This is a genomic window from Morganella psychrotolerans (genome assembly GCF_001676055.1).
GTDB lineage: Bacteria > Pseudomonadota > Gammaproteobacteria > Enterobacterales > Enterobacteriaceae > Morganella > Morganella psychrotolerans_B.
Map to the genome: position 1 here is coordinate 54,398 of NZ_LZEX01000005.1, position 18,086 is coordinate 72,483.

The 18,086-nt window shown below is 50.0% G+C and carries 13 protein-coding genes and 1 pseudogene; 8 read left to right on the top strand and 6 right to left on the bottom strand.

Annotation, left to right across the window (positions count from 1 at the left end; genetic code table 11):
* Positions 1–63: 63 nt before the first annotated feature.
* From AYY17_RS05915 to AYY17_RS05930, 5 genes are all read right to left on the bottom strand, one after another.
* Positions 64–867 carry an energy transducer TonB gene (locus AYY17_RS05915; RefSeq protein WP_067422169.1) on the bottom strand — a complete coding sequence of 268 codons (804 nt, stop codon included), beginning with the start codon at positions 865–867 and terminating at the stop codon, positions 64–66.
* A 4-nt stretch (positions 868–871) separates the two neighbouring features.
* Entirely contained in the window at positions 872–1,933 is a 1,062-nt protein-coding gene (locus tag AYY17_RS22125; protein WP_235845300.1) for a TonB-dependent receptor domain-containing protein, read from the bottom strand.
* Positions 1,908–3,803: a TonB-dependent receptor plug domain-containing protein gene (locus AYY17_RS22130; protein ID WP_235845301.1), complete on the bottom strand. Its 1,896-nt coding sequence runs from the start codon at positions 3,801–3,803 to the stop codon at positions 1,908–1,910. Before AYY17_RS22130 ends, AYY17_RS22125 begins: the two co-directional genes overlap by 26 nt.
* 47 nt (positions 3,804–3,850) lie before the next feature.
* Positions 3,851–5,209 carry a surface lipoprotein assembly modifier gene (locus AYY17_RS05925; protein WP_067422171.1) on the bottom strand — a complete coding sequence of 453 codons (1,359 nt, stop codon included), beginning with the start codon at positions 5,207–5,209 and terminating at the stop codon, positions 3,851–3,853.
* Positions 5,210–5,383: 174 nt separating this feature from the next.
* Complete coding sequence (locus AYY17_RS05930) at positions 5,384–6,169, bottom strand: Slam-dependent surface lipoprotein (RefSeq protein ID WP_067422173.1); 786 nt, start codon at positions 6,167–6,169, stop codon at positions 5,384–5,386.
* Positions 6,170–6,701: 532 nt separating this feature from the next.
* Between AYY17_RS05930 and AYY17_RS05935 the strand changes: the two genes are divergently transcribed.
* Entirely contained in the window at positions 6,702–7,058 is a 357-nt protein-coding gene (locus AYY17_RS05935; protein ID WP_235845302.1) for a hypothetical protein, read from the top strand.
* 80 nt (positions 7,059–7,138) lie between these two features.
* A complete protein-coding gene (locus tag AYY17_RS05940; protein WP_067422275.1) occupies positions 7,139–7,903 on the top strand; it encodes an N-acetyltransferase in 765 nt (254 codons plus the stop codon).
* Here the strand turns inward: AYY17_RS05940 and fdhD are convergent, their stop codons facing one another.
* On the bottom strand, positions 7,904–8,734 hold the full coding sequence (gene fdhD / locus AYY17_RS05945) for a formate dehydrogenase accessory sulfurtransferase FdhD (RefSeq protein WP_067422177.1): 831 nt from the start codon (positions 8,732–8,734) through the stop codon (positions 7,904–7,906). It abuts the gene before it with no gap.
* A gap of 167 nt (positions 8,735–8,901) precedes the next feature.
* Here fdhD and fdnG point away from each other — a divergent pair, with 167 nt between their 5' ends.
* The 6 genes and pseudogenes from fdnG (at position 8,902) to selB (ending at position 18,085) form a co-directional block, all read left to right on the top strand.
* Positions 8,902–11,949, top strand: coding sequence for a formate dehydrogenase-N subunit alpha (fdnG, locus tag AYY17_RS05955; protein WP_156656654.1), 3,048 nt, complete (start codon positions 8,902–8,904; stop codon positions 11,947–11,949).
* 11 nt (positions 11,950–11,960) lie between these two features.
* Positions 11,961–12,902 (top strand): formate dehydrogenase subunit beta, encoded by a 942-nt coding sequence (gene fdxH / locus AYY17_RS05960; RefSeq protein ID WP_067399370.1) that lies wholly within the window; start codon positions 11,961–11,963, stop codon positions 12,900–12,902.
* Positions 12,902–13,552 carry a formate dehydrogenase cytochrome b556 subunit gene (fdoI, locus tag AYY17_RS05965; protein WP_067422181.1) on the top strand — a complete coding sequence of 217 codons (651 nt, stop codon included), beginning with the start codon at positions 12,902–12,904 and terminating at the stop codon, positions 13,550–13,552. Before fdxH ends, fdoI begins: the two co-directional genes overlap by 1 nt.
* Positions 13,553–13,882: 330 nt before the next feature.
* The gene (fdhE, locus tag AYY17_RS05970) at positions 13,883–14,809 is read left to right on the top strand and encodes a formate dehydrogenase accessory protein FdhE (protein WP_067422183.1); all 927 of its coding nucleotides are present in this window, start codon (positions 13,883–13,885) and stop codon (positions 14,807–14,809) included.
* Between the two features lie 33 nt (positions 14,810–14,842).
* Positions 14,843–16,225, top strand: coding sequence for an L-seryl-tRNA(Sec) selenium transferase (selA, locus tag AYY17_RS05975; RefSeq protein WP_067422185.1), 1,383 nt, complete (start codon positions 14,843–14,845; stop codon positions 16,223–16,225).
* Positions 16,222–18,085 (top strand): annotated as a pseudogene (gene selB, locus AYY17_RS05980) (selenocysteine-specific translation elongation factor). The gene selA and the pseudogene selB overlap by 4 nt, the downstream one beginning before the upstream one ends.
* Position 18,086 lies beyond the last annotated feature (1 nt).

Genomic DNA, 18,086 nt, shown 5'->3' on the forward strand with positions numbered 1-18,086 from the left:
GACAGAAAAACCCCGTACACATTGCAGTGTGTACGGGGTTTTTATCGAAATTTACATCCGCACTCAAAATCCCTTATTCAACTGAAAATGCAATGAAAACGTCACTTCCCGTTTAGCGTCCGCTGGCGGCGCGCCTATCGCTGCAACATTTATCACGGCTTCCATTGCGGCCTTATCCAGTAATTCGTAACCGGAAGAACGGCTGACTTTGGGTGAAAATGGTTTGCCGTTGTTATCGAGTGAAAATGAAATCTCACTGATACCCCGTTGTCCGGCACTCCGTGCCCGGCGCGGATAGTGTTTTTGTTCCTCAATTTTTTGTCTCAGCAGACTAAAGTAATCATCCTGTGCTTTTTGATTATCACGACCTTGTGTGGCTGAGTGTGTTGGCGAGATAGCCTGCCCGCCCGATTGCTGCAGGGTAGTTTTATCCTCACCGGTGTCCGTAGTGGTATCAGCCGTGACGGGCGAAGGCTTTTCCTGTTTTTTCCTGATCGTTTTCTGCACGGGTTTCGGCGGGGATTTTGATGTCACCGGTGCCTGTTTTTCCCGGCGGGCGGTTGCCAGTTCAGCCTGAGACGGAGAATCCTTTGGCGGGGGTAATTTCTCCGCTTCCGGTTGTGGTTCCTGATAAGCAGGTGCCGCAGTCATATGCACTGCCATTGTTGCCGCGGGTGTTTTTCCACTGTTATCAATCTGATGTAACTGTGCTGAAGGTAGCGGGGGGCTGCCCGTAAGGAGCAGCCCGGTGAAGCATAACAATACACATAACCCGGCAGAGAAAAATGTCTGCTGTTGTGTTCCGTATTTTGCCAGCACGCGCAAAAAAGGCGGATGCGGTAATGCCACTATTGTACAGGTATTCATGTCATCAGAACCTCGCTGACATACTGAGCTTCACTGCTCTGCCCGGTGCCGGCATCATCGAGCGGGTAAGCGGATCGAGGTAATATTCATTGGTCAGGTTAGTTGCAGTCAGCTCCAGTGAGACATCGGGTGTCACTTTATATTTAGCGTAGGCATCCACCGTCAGTACTGAATTCCAGCGCATCGGGAAGTTATTAAAATTACTGTATTTATTTGGCACAATCGTCATTAAGCGCTTTTCCTGACTATTTTCCACGGCACTGTGGTAAAGCCAGCGGCTGCCGATTTCTAATGACTCCTGTAATAAACGTCCGCCCAAATTGAGGGTGACAGAGTATCGCGGCTGGATTTGGGTGCGCAGGAAACCGCCCGGATAACCACCGTCAAGGCATGGCGGCAGGTTCTTCAGCCCGGTCGGATCCATAAAGGCATTGGATGTTTCATCACACACTTTGTTTGTCAGGTTATACGTCACGCCCAAATCACTGAAAATCCAGCCGTGGTCATACCTGGCCTGTACTTCTATCCCTTTCAGTATCTGCTTATCCATTTGTGTGAAGCGGAAAAAATTGTCACGATCAAAGACATTGTGGATATCGGTATGGAAATAATTCAGACGGATATCGGCATGACGGGCAGCATTGAGCAGTGATTTACCATTTAAGACCGCACCGTATTCGCGGGTGACAGCGCGCTCCGGTTTATAATGGTAACCAATATGCGGGAAAGAGATACCGGAGAAACCGACAGTGTCCTCAAACAGGCTCGGCATACGTACGGTTTCGGCATAGCGCCCGTACAGGCGCAAATCATCTGTCAGATGAACGGAGGCAGACAGTACAGGTGTCCAGGCACCGGCCTGACGGCGCGGTTTTTCTTTCCAGGTGTGGGTGACAGGTTGCAGGACTCTATCACCGGCCATTATAGGATAATCATTATACTCATAGACATAGGTTTCTTTGCCTGTGTAAGGATCGATACCCCGCAGTGAGGTATCAATATCCGGTTTATCTTTATTTTTCAGGCGCCCGTCGCTGGTATCAACTGGCCAGGTTTTTTTTTTCATGCACCATAACCCGTGGTGTTTTACCGGTTGGGTCATCTCTGTGAAGTAATGGCTGAAAGATTTTACCGATAAGTTGGTGTTTTTCATCCAGTGTAAGTTCATGCCATTTACCTTCTTTTCGTTTTTTATAAGCATATGACTCCTCTTCTGTCATATTCCGGTAGTAATTCAGGTAATAGCTGGTGACTTCATAATTTTGTTTGCAGTAGGGTTCTTTACGGGCGGCACACTCATTGGATAAGTCATCAACACTCCAGTAGACCGTCTGTTTCCCTCCGGCGCTGAGAGTCAGCCAGGAGGCGGGTTGCCAGTCAATATTGACGGATTGCTGATATTCAAAGCGACGGCCTTTACGGGCAGGAACCGCAAACATAAATAATTTGTAGTTTTCCAGTCCGGTATTACTGTCCAGATGTTCAAATTGCATATTGGCAGCCAGTGTCATGGACAGTTCCGGGGTGAAGGTGAATTTATTCGAAAAATCCAGCCCGTAGCGCTGGTTCTGTACATTCAGGGTGGCGGTGTTAATTAATGTCCCGTCGATAGCCGGGTTAATAGTACTGGCATCCCCCTGTTTATAGCCATCGTCCATATTTTTAGGGTAGCGCGGCCAGCCACCGGCAGAGTTGGTATTGCTGGTGGTCAGAGTTGTCCACAGACGAATATCAGAATCGATGTAAGCAAGATGTGCGGGTTGTGATTTCAGATGAATATAGCCTGCCTGTGCATGAAGGTCAGCCAGCGGCCATTGCGGAATAATATTATCTTCTGCACGTATCCAGCCCAGCCGGGAGGGCATAATATCGCCGAAGTCTGACCGGGTATCCCGCCAGCTCAGTTGCAGCGCGTGATCATCATTAAGGTACCAGGTATTTTTTATCAGTATAGATTCGGTTTTTGCCGAGGTATTCGGCACTTCGTTGCCTTTGCGGTAAATCCGCGACACAAACGGCATATAGGGGTCATAGGTCTTATTAGACGTTTGCAGAATACCAATATCGTCTTCTGTCATTTCTTTATTATAGTTTTCGCTGTGGCGTTTACCGGCAAAATAGTTTCCCCGGTCGCGGTAAGCATACGCAAATAACAAGTCCATATTCTCCCGGCGGGTGCCCAGAGCCAGCCGCCAGGCATAATCACTTTTATTTATCCGCGGGGCGCTATCACGATTTTCAGGGGTTAAATGGGTGCCGGGATCATCAATGATAAACCATTGAAAATTCATATTATCCACAAGGCGGTAGTCTTCACCGATACCCAGATCCGGCACTCTTGCTTTTGTTGTGTTGCTGCTGTTTTCCAGCATCAGTGCTGCACCGAACTGTTCGCCTTTTTTGACCACATCATTGATGGACAGTGTTTTCATGGCAACGCCGCCACCTACTGAGCTTTTCAGATGCGGATTAAGAGACGGACCTTTCTCTATTTCAATTTCACTGATAAGCATCGGGTCAAGGTAATTGCGGTTATTGGCACCGTTATACCCCCGGTAGACGGTTACCGCCTGCTCAGTGCCGTCGATAGTGACCGGAACACGTCCCGGCCCCTGTATACCACGGATATTTACATCCAGTGCATTGCCGTTACGGGCGTCGCCACTGAATACGCCGTTGGCACCTTTGAGAATATCGGCAGCAGAGGTACCTTTATAGCGCTCAATCTCTTCTTTAGTGAGGATCAGCGTGGAGACATTTTTGTCATAGATTTTGTCTTTGGCGCTGTCTGCTGCCGACTGTTCATTGCGGAGTGTAATTTCGCCCAGTTGCTGATTTTTTTCCTGAGCAGTAAATCCTGACTGCGGCATCAGTAAGACCGGCAGCAGTAATGTGAGTTTTTTACAGGGTTTATATGATGATGAATGCGAAGACATGACAATTCCCGGATAATAAGAAATAAAATACAAAAAAGAAAATGCAGTTAAAAAAGCCGTTCAAAACGCAGCATGATTTCAGTTTGCCGGTAGGTATAAAGCCACGGGATAGTGCTGTGGTTCCGGGTATGAATAAGAGAAAGCTGTGGTGAAATCTGTCCGGATGACGGCGGATAGAAGGCGAGTGTTGTACTGTACTGTTGTGAACGATCCTCCCTGGCGTGACGGTGTAGAGGGTGTATATGGTTGTAGCGTTTGCGGCTGTATACCGCATGGACAGACTGAGAAAAAAAGGGATGCCACAGATGGCTTAAACCGGCATGCAGTGCGGCCGTCCGGTAGTGTTTATAAGGGTCGTTTTTCAGGTGAACGGTAGCTTCCCCCTGCAGGTACAGTGTGGTAGCCGGGTGCGGACGCCAGGTAATCTGCGGCATCAGCTGATATTCTGTGCCGTTGTGTGAATGCAGCCTGGGCTGAAAGTGGTGTCGTTTTAGTGCCGCCCGCCCGCTCAGTGACCAGTGCGGGCTGAGTTGCTGATGCAGGTAAGTGTGTAACCCGTAATTGGCGGAGAAGCGTGTTCCGGCGGAGAAATGTTGTTCAAATACCGGTGTCAGTTGCCACAGGGTGTGACGATCCTGGTAGTGATATCCCGCTTTGGCGGTCATTGCCAGGGTATTTGGAACCTGATTGACGGCATCATAACGGGTGGCGGTATGGTAGTGCTGAGTCAGAAAATGAGAGCCGGTCAGCGCGGTGAGTTTGCGCAGATCCCAGTCACTGCGCCACTGCAATACGGCGTGAGGTTTTTGTGTAACCAGATTGGCATAGCAGGAGCCGTCCGGGTTGTAATGCAGGCAGTGTGCTCCGGGGTCAGGTGTCTGATAATAGTTATTATTGTAATGGCTGCCTGCGCTGAGCATAAGTGACCAGCTTAGCGCCCGGGACAGCTCGGTAATGGTACGGGTAATCTCCGGGTAGTGCGGGGATGTCACCGGCAGACGCTGGCTGAGTACCCTGAACAGTGAGAGTGCATTGCCGGTCTGGCGATCAGCCCGGTAGCTGCGGGCGAGCTCCAGCTGTGCGGTAAAAAAGTGAGGCTTTTGTTCCAGGATGGCTTGATATAACAAGATAGCCAGCCTGGGGCGCTGGTTCAAATACGCCAGCTTTGCCTGACTGAATAATATCAGTAAAGGATCAGCCTGATTTTCTTTCTGATAGGCGGATAAATAATGATAGATATTTTTCAGGTTATTTTGTTTCAGCGATAAATATAAATATTTTGCAGTAGTATCCCGGTTGATTATCGTTGTGTTTTGTTTGTTTGCCGATATAGATGCAGAAAATAAAAAAGAAATTAATAATAAGAATAAATTAAATCCGTAAAGTAACTTTATCTGCAACGACATAATAATATCCGGTAAGTATCAGGAACAGATACTCTGTTCCTGATAAAATGGTATACCCGTATTCATTCAAACTGCAGGTTCGTTGGCAGCACTCAGCCAGCCGGGTCACATACTAATGTATGCTCCTTGCCGCCTGCCTGAATCTTGAATGACGTTGGGTATATCAATAATGAATTACGACTTGGTGCCGCCGAACGCGATATTCTTCGCTTTATCATCACTGAACTCGGCATAGCCTGCTAACTGCTGTGCATCATCACCGAAGAAATGACCCTGAGAGGTTCCGTTAGTGGCCGGTGTATCTGTACCTGCACCCACGTTACTGACAGAGGCGGTTCCGTCAAATGCTGAACCGGTGATAACACCACTCATGCTGTAGTTAAGCGCCGTTGTGCTGAGAGCGCCGGTAAAGGTATTGGCATCAAAATCTGTACTGAGTGTGCCGCTGACCTGTTCACCGCTGTTGTACTGGCTGAGTCCTTTAATGCTGTATTGCGCGGTTCCCTCTGATGGCATAACCCCGGTGATATCTTTGCCGGCGTAATAGACCATATGGGAATCATCACTGAAATCAGTACCGGAAACCCATTCGCCGTAATAGACATCGGCATCAGCCACTTTGGCAAAATTAAAGGAACCCATATTCCCGTGTGATTGTGGAACCGAAGTGATAACTGAAACGCCGTTCTCATTTGGGGCGGCACGGTTTGGTCCCTGAAGTCCGGCAAAGCTTACCTTAGTACCGTCGTACAGTGCGGAATAGCCAATTCCCGGCTCACCGCCCGGTGACGGGTGACCACGTCCGCTGGAAGCTTCAGTTACACCAACAATGATATGCCCCCCTGTAACCGGGTTTACTGAGCTGCCATAACCGGCTTCAGCCTGTGCCTGTACTGCAGAAAATGCAGCGCAAAGGGTGACGAGTGTTGCCAGTGGGGTTTTAATATGTAATATCTTCATAACCTTACTCCTTGTCGTGGGATAAATTACATTGTTGATTCATTGCATAAAATGCATTTCCGGTGTTATTTCCGGAAGACGAATCAACGATAAAGGAGAAGTTTTTATCTGTAAATGAGAATTATTATCACCTGTTGCGTGTGGAATAATTTGATTTGAATGCTAATTAAATAACGGATTAAAAAATAACTCTTTTTTATTTTTATGACAGTTTTGTTTCAAAAAAATAAATGAAAATTTGTGATGCTTATTCAGGTTTGTTTATCATTGAAACCAGGTAATTAATTCGGCTATACAATTTAAAGGATTTTATTATTACTGTTTATTATCGAAATATATGATTCAAATGAAATAGTAATGCATTTAATTAATCTCTGTTATTCGGTTTGATTTTCTATTCATACATCATACTGTTTCGTATCATCCGGAAAATAAAGATAACCTTATGATTTATAATGCGATAAAAATATTGATATCGGCGATGCTTATTCTTACCAGTGGATTTTCGGCAGCAAACTGGCCTCAGACCAGTATGAATTCTGAACATTATCAGGTGATTACGCTGACACCGGATATGCCGGTGCCCGGGTCGGCAGATAATGACCCTCAGACACAGGGAATACGCCTGATTGGCTTGCGTCCGAAAGTGTCCGGAAGTTCGGAGTATGTTGAAGTGACCCGTCAATTTTCACCCGGAGCCACAAAGCACATCAGTTATAAAGGGCGGAAATACCGGGTGGTCGGGGATATTCACCGGGTGGATGAATTATCTGACAGCGGTAAGTGGGATAAAGGGCAATCTGTCGTGGTGGAGGAGTATTACGAGATTCTCGACAGCCGTGGAAAACGTACCGGTAAGGGGTTTCTGTTTTCCCGGCGCGGAGAGTGAAAAATACAAAGGTAACGTTAATTATTTCTGCTGAAAAACCGTTAATATATCCGCAGAAAACTATATCAGCGGAGAGTAACATGTCGTCAGTCCGGATCCTCAGTGTTGCGCAGTGTGATGAAGCATTGATGGACAGTGCAGAAGCACTGGTTGCGGAGCAATGGCCGTTATTTATGTTGTACAGCCCTGTCACAGAGCGTCACTGGGATGCATTATATAATAAGAAAAACATACCTTTTCAGCATGTTGCTGTCGCTGTGATTGCCGGCAAGCCGCAGGTCGTCGGGTTGCTGAGTGCCATTGCATTTTATTTTCCGGATAACGCGCCACTGACCGATTTGCCGGATGGCGGGTGGGATGCGGTCTTAACGCAGGGTGCGACAGAAACCCGTGAGCCGACATTTGTTTGTGCGCTGGCCGCCACTGTTGACCCGGATTTTCGCGGACGCGGCATTCCGGCACAGCTTATCAATGCACTGAAAACCGCGGTGATTGATGCGGGGCTGAAAGGGCTGGTGGTGCCTGTTCGTCCGACACGCAAAGCACAGTATCCGTTGCAGGATTTTACGGAGTATTGTCAGTGGCTGACCCCGCAGGGAGAGCCGTTTGACCCGTGGATCCGCACTCATGTCCGCCTTGGCGGTCAGATTATCAAACCGACGTTATGTTCAATGACCATTGCGGCCTCCGCAGAAACCTGGTCTGAATGGACCGGGATGACATTTATGCATGCCGGTCAGTATATTGTGCCGGGTGCTTTGGTGCCTGTTGAGGCAGACCCGGCGGCAGATCGGGTGGTATATCGTGAACCGAATCTGTGGATATATCATCCGTTGTCTGAATAATCAGTCGCGTAAACGTTCCGGGTGGGTATAAATGGTTGCCCGCCCTTTTTTACAGAAACCCACCAGTGTCAGGCGGCAGCGTTTGGCGGTTTCAATCGCCAGGGTTGTCGGGGCGGAGACGGCAAATAAAATTTCTGCCCCGCACTGCGCACTTTTTTGCACCATTTCATAACTGGCACGGCTGGAAACCAGCACCGCACCCTGTGTCCACTGTGCTTTTGCCCGTATCCCCAGTAATTTATCCAGCGCCACATGGCGACCCACATCTTCACATCCGCCCAGTAATTCACCTTCCGGTGAGATCCAGCCGGCAGCATGTGTACAGCCGGTCATTTTTCCGATTTCCTGAACCTGCGGCAACTGATTGAGCGAATCGTCGAGATGGCTCAGTGAAAATGTCTGAGTAAAATCAAGCTGTGTGACAGGGCGGAAAATCTCACTGATTTGCTCTGTGCCGCAGATACCGCATCCGGTACGCCCGGCCATATTACGGCGGCGATCTTTCAGTCCGGCAAAACGGCGTGACGATAATTCGACGTGGATCTCAAACCCGCCGTGGCAGGCATCCATAATATCAATACCGCGAATTTCATTGGCTGACTCAATGATCCCTTCGGAAAGTGAGAAGCCAATGGCGAAATCATCGAGGTTTTTCGGGCTGGCCATCATCACAACATGAGAAATGCCGTTATAGACCAGCGCAACCGGTGTTTCTTCTGCAACCCAGTCATCCTCGCAGTGTCCGATGGTTGTTTTTTGTTGCACACTTGTGAGGTGCGCACCACGAATTAGACATTTATGTAACGAATTTATGGAATCAATGTCATCCATCAGATGAATTCCCGTAATTAATAATACATAATAATAGTATGGGTAAAAATTTTACACCATCCTGCAGGCAATGAACCTGATCGCACCATCGTGTGCGGATAAAAAAAGAAAGTTCGCTGTTTTATATTTTACAGCGACATAAGAGCAATGTAACAGAGGAGATCCCCATGCAAGTCAGCAGAAGGCAGTTCTTTAAGATCTGCGCTGGCGGTATGGCGGGAACGACAGCAGCGGCACTGGGCTTCGCCCCGTCAGTCGCTATTGCCGGCTCACGTCAATATAAGCTTTTGCGCGCGCGTGAAACCCGAAATACCTGCACATACTGTTCTGTCGGTTGCGGGCTGTTAATGTACAGTCTGGGCGACGGAGCAAAAAACGCCAAAGAATCTATTTTCCACATTGAAGGTGACCCGGATCATCCGGTTAACCGTGGTGCGCTGTGCCCGAAAGGCGCGGGGCTTATTGACTTTATTCACAGTGAAAGCCGTCTTAAATACCCTGAGGTTCGTGAAGCGGGTACTAACGAGTGGAAGCGTATTTCGTGGAATGAGGCGTTTGATCGCATCGCACGATTGATTAAAGACGACCGCGATAACAACTTTATTGAAAAAAACAGCGATGGCGTCACCGTCAACCGCTGGTTAACCACCGGGATGCTGTGTGCGTCTGCCGCCAGTAATGAAACCGGTTTTGTCACCCAGAAATTTTCCCGCGCCCTCGGCATGCTTGCCGTGGATAACCAGGCGCGTGTCTGACACGGACCAACGGTAGCAAGTCTTGCTCCAACGTTTGGTCGCGGTGCGATGACCAACCACTGGGTTGATATTAAAAATGCCAACCTTGTTGTTGTTATGGGCGGAAACGCCGCTGAAGCGCATCCGGTGGGATTCCGCTGGGCGATGGAAGCTAAAATTCATAACAATGCCAAACTGATCGTGATTGACCCGCGCTTTACCCGTACGGCGGCGGTGGCTGATTTCTATACGCCAATCCGTTCAGGTACTGATATTGCGTTCCTGTCAGGTGTGATTAAGTACCTGATGGAAAATGAGAAAATTAACCGTGAATATGTTGAGGCGTATACTAACGCCAGCCTTATCGTGCGTGAAGATTATGCATTCGATAACGGGCTTTTCAGTGGTTATGACGCAGAAAAACGTCGGTATGATAAAACCACCTGGAACTACGAGCTGGATGAAAACGGATTTGCGAAACGTGATACCACGTTACAGGATCCGCGCTGTGTCTGGAATCTGCTGAAAGAGCACGTCAGCCGCTATACGCCGGATGTGGTCACCAATATCTGCGGAACGCCGAAAGAGGACTTCCTGAAAGTCTGTGAATATATCGGCGAAACCAGCGCGAAAGACAAAACAGCCTCTTTCCTGTATGCACTGGGCTGGACACAGCACACAGTTGGTGCACAGAACATCCGTACCATGGCGATGATCCAGTTGCTGCTGGGGAATATGGGGATGCTGGGCGGCGGTGTGAATGCGCTGCGCGGTCACTCGAATATTCAGGGATTAACAGATCTCGGTCTGTTGTCACAGAGCCTGCCGGGCTATCTGACGTTACCGTCTGATAAACAAACAACCATTGAAACCTATCTGGCGGCGAACACGCCGAAGCCGACGGTCCCGGGTCAGGTGAACTACTGGGGCAATTATCCGAAGTTCTTTGTCAGCCTGATGAAAACATTTTACGGCGACAAAGCGCAGAAAGAGAACAGTTGGGGCTTTGACTGGCTACCTAAGTGGGATCAGGGTTATGACGTTCTGCGTTATTTCGAGATGATGGATAAAGGGGAAGTCAACGGCTATATCTGCCAGGGCTTTAACCCGTTAGCGTCATTCCCGAATAAAAACAAAGTCGTTAAAGCACTGTCAAAACTGAAGTTTTTGATAACTGTTGATCCGCTGAATACCGAAACAGCCAACTTCTGGCAGAATCACGGCGAAATGAATGATGTTGATCCTGCCACCATTCAGACAACCGTATTCCGTCTGCCATCCTGCTGTTTTGCCGAGGAAAATGGTTCCATTGTTAACTCAGCCCGCTGGTTGCAGTGGCACTGGAAAGGGGCAGATGCCCCGGGCGAAGCTATCAGTGACGGTGAAATTCTGTCAGGTGTTTTCCATCGCGTCCGTAAGTTGTATGAATCGGAAGGCGGTAAGGTGCCAGAGCAGGTTCTGAATATGACCTGGGATTACTTCGACAGCGACAATCCGACGCCGGAAGAAGTGGCACAGGAAAGTAATGGTCTGGCACTGGTTGATCTGAAAGATGCTGACGGCAATGTGCTTGTGAAGAAAGGGGAGCAACTGACCTCGTTTGCACAATTACGTGATGATGGTACAACAGCTAGCGGATGCTGGATTTTTGCCGGCAGCTGGACACCGCAGGGTAACCAGATGGCGCGCCGTGATAATGCTGATCCGACCGGGTTGGGTAATACCCTTGGCTGGGCGTGGGCATGGCCGCTGAACCGCCGTGTGATTTACAACCGTGCATCAGCCGATCCTGCGGGTAAACCGTGGGATCCGAAGCGTCAGATTCTGGAATGGAACGGCAGTAAATGGACGGGGATGGATGTGCCGGATTACAGCAATGCTGCGCCGGATTCAGATGTCGGTCCGTTTATCATGCAGCCGGAAGGCATGGGTCGCCTGTTTGCTATCGATAAGATGGCGGAAGGTCCTTTCCCTGAGCACTATGAGCCGATTGAAACACCGCTCGATACTAACCCGCTGCATCCGGATGTGGTGTCTAATCCGGCGGCCCGTGTGTTTAAAGATGACTGGGCGCAGATGGGTAAAGCGACGGAGTTCCCGTATGTCGGAACAACCTATCGTCTGACAGAGCACTTCCATTACTGGACAAAACACGCGCTGCTAAATGCCATTACTCAGCCGCAGCAGTTTATCGAAATTGGTGAACGTCTGGCGAACGAGAAAGGCATCGTGCAGGGCGATACGGTAAAAGTCAGTTCCAAGCGCGGCTATATCAAAGCCAAAGCGGTGGTGACCAAACGTATCCGGACGCTGGATGTGGATGGTAAAAAAGTGGATACCATCGGTATTCCTATCCACTGGGGCTTTGAAGGTGTGGCAGTGAAAGGCTTTATTGCCAATACACTGACACCGTTTGTCGGGGATGCGAATACTCAGACGCCGGAATTTAAAGCCTTCCTGGTTAATGTGGAAAAGGTGTAAGGAGATAAATTATGTCAATGCAATCACAGGACATTATTCGTCGCTCAGCCACCAATTCCCTGACCCCCGCACCTCAGGTGCGGGATTTTAAGGAAGAGGTTGCGAAGCTTATCGATGTCACCACCTGTATAGGCTGTAAGGCCTGTCAGGTGGCGTGTTCGGAGTGGAATGATATCCGGGACAAAATCGGGACGAATGTGGGGGTGTATGATAACCCGCAGGATCTGACCGCCAAGTCCTGGACTGTCATGCGTTTCTCTGAAGTGGAAGAGAACGGCAAATTCGAATGGCTTATCCGTAAAGACGGCTGTATGCACTGTGCGGATCCGGGTTGCCTGAAAGCCTGTCCGGCGGAAGGCGCAATCATTCAGTATGCGAATGGTATTGTTGATTTTCAGTCTGAGCACTGTATCGGTTGTGGTTACTGCATCGCCGGGTGTCCGTTTGATGTGCCGCGCATGAATAAAGACGATAACCGTGTATATAAATGTACGCTGTGTGTCGACCGCGTTGAAGTGGGTCAGGAGCCTGCCTGTGTGAAAACCTGTCCGACCGGGGCGATTCATTTCGGCTCGAAAGAGGATATGCAGGCGCTGGCGGGTGATCGCGTTATCGATCTGAAAAGCCGTGGTTATGAGAATGCCGGTTTGTATGATCCGCAGGGTGTCGGCGGTACGCACGTTATGTATGTACTGCATCATGCCAACAAACCGCAGCTGTATCACGGTCTGCCGGAAAATCCGGAGATCAGTGCGACAGTGAAATTCTGGAAAGGCGCGTGGAAACCACTGGCAGCAGTTGGTTTTGCGGCAACCTTTGCGGCGGCAATCTTCCACTATGTGGGTATCGGGCCTAACCGGGTATCAAAACGTGAGGAAGAAGAAGCTCTGAAGGATATTCAGGATGTTCCGGCAAAGACTGAGCAATCAGCAGGTCAGGAGGAGCAGAAATAATGCAACAGGATGATAAAGAAAAAATTATCCGCCACAAACCCATTGCGCGTATCAATCACTGGGCGGTGGTTATTTGTTTTCTGTTCGTGGCCATCAGCGGGCTGGGATTCTTTTTCCCGTCTCTTAACTGGTTTATGAACATTCTGGGCACGCCGCAGTTATCACGTCTTCTGCACCCGTTTGTCGGTGTGGTGATGTTTTTATTGTTTGTGTTTATGTTTTTCCGTTATTTCAAACACAACTTTATCAACCGTGATGATATTGAGTGGGCGAAGCAGATCGGCAAAGTCATGAAAAATGAGGAAGCCGGGGATGTCGGTCAGTATAACTTCGGTCAGAAAGGGGTTTACTGGGTTGCCAGCATCTGTCTGTTCCTGCTTCTGCTCAGTGGTATTGTTATCTGGCGTCCTTACTTTGCGGAGTATTTTTCTATTCCGGTTATCCGCATCGCGCTGCTCGTGCATTCCATCTCAGCAATTGGTCTGATTATCACCATTATTGTCCATGCCTATGCGGCAATCTGGGTGAAAGGATCGGTTCGTGCGATGACGGAAGGCTGGGTGACACGCGGCTGGGCGAAGAAACATCACCCGCGCTGGTATCGTCAAATTGTGGCAAAAGAGCGCGAAGACGACAAAAAAGGTCAGTAACCTGTCCGGTTTTTATCGCGTAGCTACTCAGAAGGCAGGGATTTCCCTGCCTTCTGTCCGTAGTCAAACCGGCAGGGTTTGGCGACGGACAGCAAAGGTTGTAAAAATAAACCAGGAAAATCAATTTATTGATTTTCGGCTGATAACACATTGCAGGAAAAACCCCGTTTTATCCTGCAATGTCAGCAATCTTAAGGCAGGGATTTCCCTGCCTTTTCGACATTTTAAGGCTGCCGGTTCATAATGGCGTCAGCCCGGGTTTTGATCTATGCTGACCGCTGAATTTGCCGGACCGGCTTATCCTCTCCATTCAGAAGAAGAGCAATTATAATGAGTATCCGAATTGTATCCAAAGAAGAGCTGGGACAGGCTCAGAAAAGTGAAAAAGGGATTGGCTTTATCCCCGCTGTTTTATTTCCTAATCTGAAAAATTTATATCAGCGCCGTGCTGAGCGTTTTGATCAACTGGCAAAAGATAATCCGTTTGCGGACTACCTTGAATTTGCGGCAGAAATTACCCGTGCCCAGCAAAAAGCGCTGTATGACAATCCGCTTGAAATGGATATGGACGCGCTGATGGCAACGAATAAACCGGGCAAAGCACTGCTCGATTGCCGTACGTTTGAGCGCAGTACTCACTGGCGTAAACTGCTGAAAAGTATTATTGCCGAGCTTCTGCCGGTTGCTCCGGAGCACACCCGTCCGACCCTCGAAAATCTGGACAAAGCCTCTGAAAATGAACTGGAAGACATGGCAACTGCCCTGTTTAATCAGACGTTTTCTGCGGTATCACCGGATAAATCTGTGTTTATCTGGGCTGCACTATCGCTTTATTGGGCACAAATGGCGTCTGCTATTCCCGGCAAAGGCCGTGAAGAGTACGGCGAGCACCGCCAGTTCTGCCCTGTCTGTGCGGCGATGCCGGTTTCAGGGGTGATCCAGATTGGCACGACCCAGGGGTTGCGCTATCTGCACTGCGGATTATGTGAGACTGAGTGGCATGTGGTCCGTATCAAGTGTACTAACTGTGAACAGACACGTGATCTGAACTACTGGTCGCTGGACAGTGAACAGGCTGCTGTGAAAGCAGAAAGCTGCGGCGATTGCGGCAGTTACCTGAAAATTTTATCTCAGGAAAAAGATGTCAATGTTGATGCAGTAGCAGATGACCTTGCCACCCTGATCCTGGATGCCCGTATGGAAGAAGAAGATTTTGCCCGCAGCAGTATCAACCCGTTCCTGTTCCCGAACGAATAAATCAGTCCGTCATTATCACGAAGTGAGCCCGCTATGAATGAACGTGCGTTATACAGTCAGATACCCGCCATCGACGGATTACTCCGCGAAGACGGCATTGCAGCCCCGGTCGCATTATACGGACAGACGTATATCGTCAGTGTGCTGCGGGAGATGCAGGATGACGCGCGCGGCTCAATTCGTGATAAGCAGCAGTTACCGGACTGGCACAGTAGCTGGGCGGATGAGCTGTCCCGTCGCCTGGACAGTGAACGGGAAGCGTTGCGCCCGGTCATTAACCTGACCGGTACTGTGCTGCATACCAATCTGGGGCGCGCATTACAGGCGGAAGCTGCCATTGAGGCGGTTACCAACGCCATGCGCTACCCGGTGACACTGGAATATTCACTGGATGATGCCGGACGCGGGCACCGCGACAGTATTGTTGCAGAACGCCTGTGTCAGCTGACCGGCGCAGAAGCGGCCTGCATCGTCAATAATAATGCCGCGGCGGTATTGCTTGTGCTCGCAACAATGGCAGCCGGGCGGGAAGTGATTGTTTCCCGTGGTGAGCTGGTGGAGATCGGCGGTGCATTCCGTGTGCCGGAGGTGATGAGCCAGGCAGGGTGCTGGCTGGTTGAAGTAGGTACCACAAACAGAACACATCTGCGTGATTATCAACATGCCATCAGTGAGCAAACAGCGCTGCTGATGAAAGTACACACCAGTAATTATCACATCGAAGGTTTTACGGCTGAAGTGAATGGTCAGGAATTGGCAGCACTCGGATTGGAGCATGCTGTTCCGACTGTGATTGATCTCGGCAGCGGTGCGCTTATCGATATGACTCAGTGGGGTTTGCCGGAAGAGCCGATGCCGCAGCGTTATCTGGAGCAGGGCATTGATATTGTGACATTCTCCGGTGACAAATTACTGGGCGGTCCTCAGGCCGGGATTATCCTCGGCAAAAAAGAGTGGATTGATGCTATTCAGCAGCATCCGCTTAAACGTGCCCTGCGGGCAGACAAAATGACACTGGCGGCACTGGATGCCACGCTGCGTCTGTACCGCCGTCCGGAAAAACTGGCTCAGACACTGCCGTCATTGCGGCTGCTTACCCGATCCGCTGACGATATTTATGATATGGCACAACGGCTTTTACCGAAAATTCAGGCATATTATGGCGATGATTGGGTTATTCGTACAGAATCCTGCTCGTCGCAGATTGGCAGCGGCTCTCTGCCGGTGGAAAGACTGGCGGGCTGGGCGCTGACGTTTACCCCGCAAAACGGAAAAGGCAGCGCCTTAGCCACCCTGACGCAATCTCACCGCCGGTTAGCCACACCGGTTATCGGGCGGGTAAATGACGGGCGTCTGTGGTGGGATCTGCGCTGCCTTGAAGATGAAAACCGACTTTTACAGGCACTGTTACCATGATTTTTGCAACGGCCGGTCACGTTGACCACGGAAAAACTGCTCTGATTCAGGCGGTTACCGGAGTAGATACCACACATTTGCCGGAAGAAAAAAAAACGCGGCATGACAATCGATCTCGGCTACGCTTACTGGCCGCAGGATGATGATACTGTTATCGGATTTGTGGATGTCCCGGGACATGAAAAGTTTCTCGGCAATATGCTGGCCGGTATCGGCGGGATCCGCCATATCCTGCTGATTATTGCCTGTGATGACGGCGTGATGGCGCAAACCCGCGAGCACTTAGCTATCCTGCGTCTGGCAGGACGCCCGCAGCTTTCTGTTGTATTGACCAAAGCTGACCGTGTTGAGGCCGCGCGCGTTGAAGAAGTGCGTCAGCAGATAGCTGAATTGCTGCTGTCAGAAGGCTGGCCGGAAAGCCCGGTCTTTGTCACCTCATCACAGACAGGAGAGGGGCTTGATGCCCTGCGGGCGCATCTGCGGCTGCATCATCAGCAACAGTCATCTGACTGCCGGACAGAAAAACGTTTCCGCATGGCAATCGACCGGGTATTCAGTGTCAAAGGTGCGGGATTGGTTGTCACCGGCACGGCGCTTGCCGGGCGTATCAATACCGGGGAAACCTTGTGGGTCACCGGCAGTGATAAACCGGTTCGTGTGCGTGGTATTCATGCACAGAACCGCGCGCAGGCACAGGCGCAGGCCGGTGATCGCATTGCTATCAATCTGAGCGGGGATGTCAGCAAAGAAACCGTCTCCCGTGGTGACTGGCTGCTGAGTGAAAAACCGGTACAGGCAGCACATCGCGTGCTGGCTGAAATTGAATCGGATGAAGGGCTGAAAAGCTGGCAGCCGGTTCATATTCATCACGGCGCGAGCCATATTACCGGGCGCGTTTCACTGATCAGTGAAGAGAATACCCGTCCGTTGCTGGCTGAAATTACGCTCGATACCCCGCTCTGGCTGGCGGAAGAAGACCGGCTTATCCTGCGCGATATCAGTGCGCAGCGCACCTTGGCAGGGGCGCGGGTGCTGAATCTGTACTCTCCGCGTCGCGGAAAACGTCGTCCGGAATTTCTGACATGGTTGTCGGAGCGGGCAGCGGCACAGGATGATAAGGCTGTTTTATTGTGTGAACTGCCACGCGGGGAAGTTTCTCTGCCGGTTTTTGCATGGGCGCGGCAACTGACAGCAGAAAAACTGACCACCTGTACGGACGGGCTGAATTTACTGATTAATGATGGCATTGCACTTTCCGCGCAGCGTGTTGAGACGGCAAAAGCCATTCTGCTGGCGACACTGGCGGATTATCACCCGGCTCACAGTGACCAGATGGGCGTTGGACGTGAACGCCTGAAACGGATGGCACTGCCGACATTGTCTGATGCCATTGTTTTCCCGGTGATCGCACAACTGCTGACAGAACAGTTAGTTATCCGGACACGGGGCTGGCTGCATCTTCCGGGACACGGATTAGCATTTGATCCGGCGCAGGAGCAGCTCTGGCACAGTGCAGAACCGTTATTTCAGCTTGAGCCATGGTGGGTACGGGATCTGGCAATTAAACTGAGTATTGATGAAACTACTATCCGGCAATTTCTGAAAAAAGCCGCACAATTAGGTCACATTATGGCTATTGTGCCCGATCGCTATTATCATCGCGAACAAATTACCGAATTTGCGCAGGTCATCCGTACTTATAATCAATCACATGATGAAGGTATTGGTGCTGCACAGTTTCGTGATCAGTATGCTATGGGACGTAAACTCGCAGTACAGATTCTGGAATTCTTTGACCGCACAGGTTTTACCCGTCGCAGAGGCGACCGGCATGTTCTGCGGGACGAAGGACTCTTTTAAA

Bases quoted from the DNA above. Each gene is read 5' to 3' on its own strand.
- AYY17_RS05915 (WP_067422169.1), bottom strand. From the start codon at position 867: ATGAATACCTGTACAATAGTGGCATTACCGCATCCGCCTTTTTTGCGC.
- AYY17_RS22125 (WP_235845300.1), bottom strand. From the start codon at position 1,933: ATGAAAAAAAAAACCTGGCCAGTTGATACCAGCGACGGGCGCCTGAAA.
- AYY17_RS22130 (WP_235845301.1), bottom strand. From the start codon at position 3,803: ATGTCTTCGCATTCATCATCATATAAACCCTGTAAAAAACTCACATTA.
- AYY17_RS05925 (WP_067422171.1), bottom strand. From the start codon at position 5,209: ATGTCGTTGCAGATAAAGTTACTTTACGGATTTAATTTATTCTTATTA.
- AYY17_RS05930 (WP_067422173.1), bottom strand. From the start codon at position 6,169: ATGAAGATATTACATATTAAAACCCCACTGGCAACACTCGTCACCCTT.
- AYY17_RS05935 (WP_235845302.1), top strand. From the start codon at position 6,702: ATGAATTCTGAACATTATCAGGTGATTACGCTGACACCGGATATGCCG.
- AYY17_RS05940 (WP_067422275.1), top strand. From the start codon at position 7,139: ATGTCGTCAGTCCGGATCCTCAGTGTTGCGCAGTGTGATGAAGCATTG.
- fdhD (WP_067422177.1), bottom strand. From the start codon at position 8,734: ATGGATGACATTGATTCCATAAATTCGTTACATAAATGTCTAATTCGT.
- fdxH (WP_067399370.1), top strand. From the start codon at position 11,961: ATGTCAATGCAATCACAGGACATTATTCGTCGCTCAGCCACCAATTCC.
- fdoI (WP_067422181.1), top strand. From the start codon at position 12,902: ATGCAACAGGATGATAAAGAAAAAATTATCCGCCACAAACCCATTGCG.
- fdhE (WP_067422183.1), top strand. From the start codon at position 13,883: ATGAGTATCCGAATTGTATCCAAAGAAGAGCTGGGACAGGCTCAGAAA.
- selA (WP_067422185.1), top strand. From the start codon at position 14,843: ATGAATGAACGTGCGTTATACAGTCAGATACCCGCCATCGACGGATTA.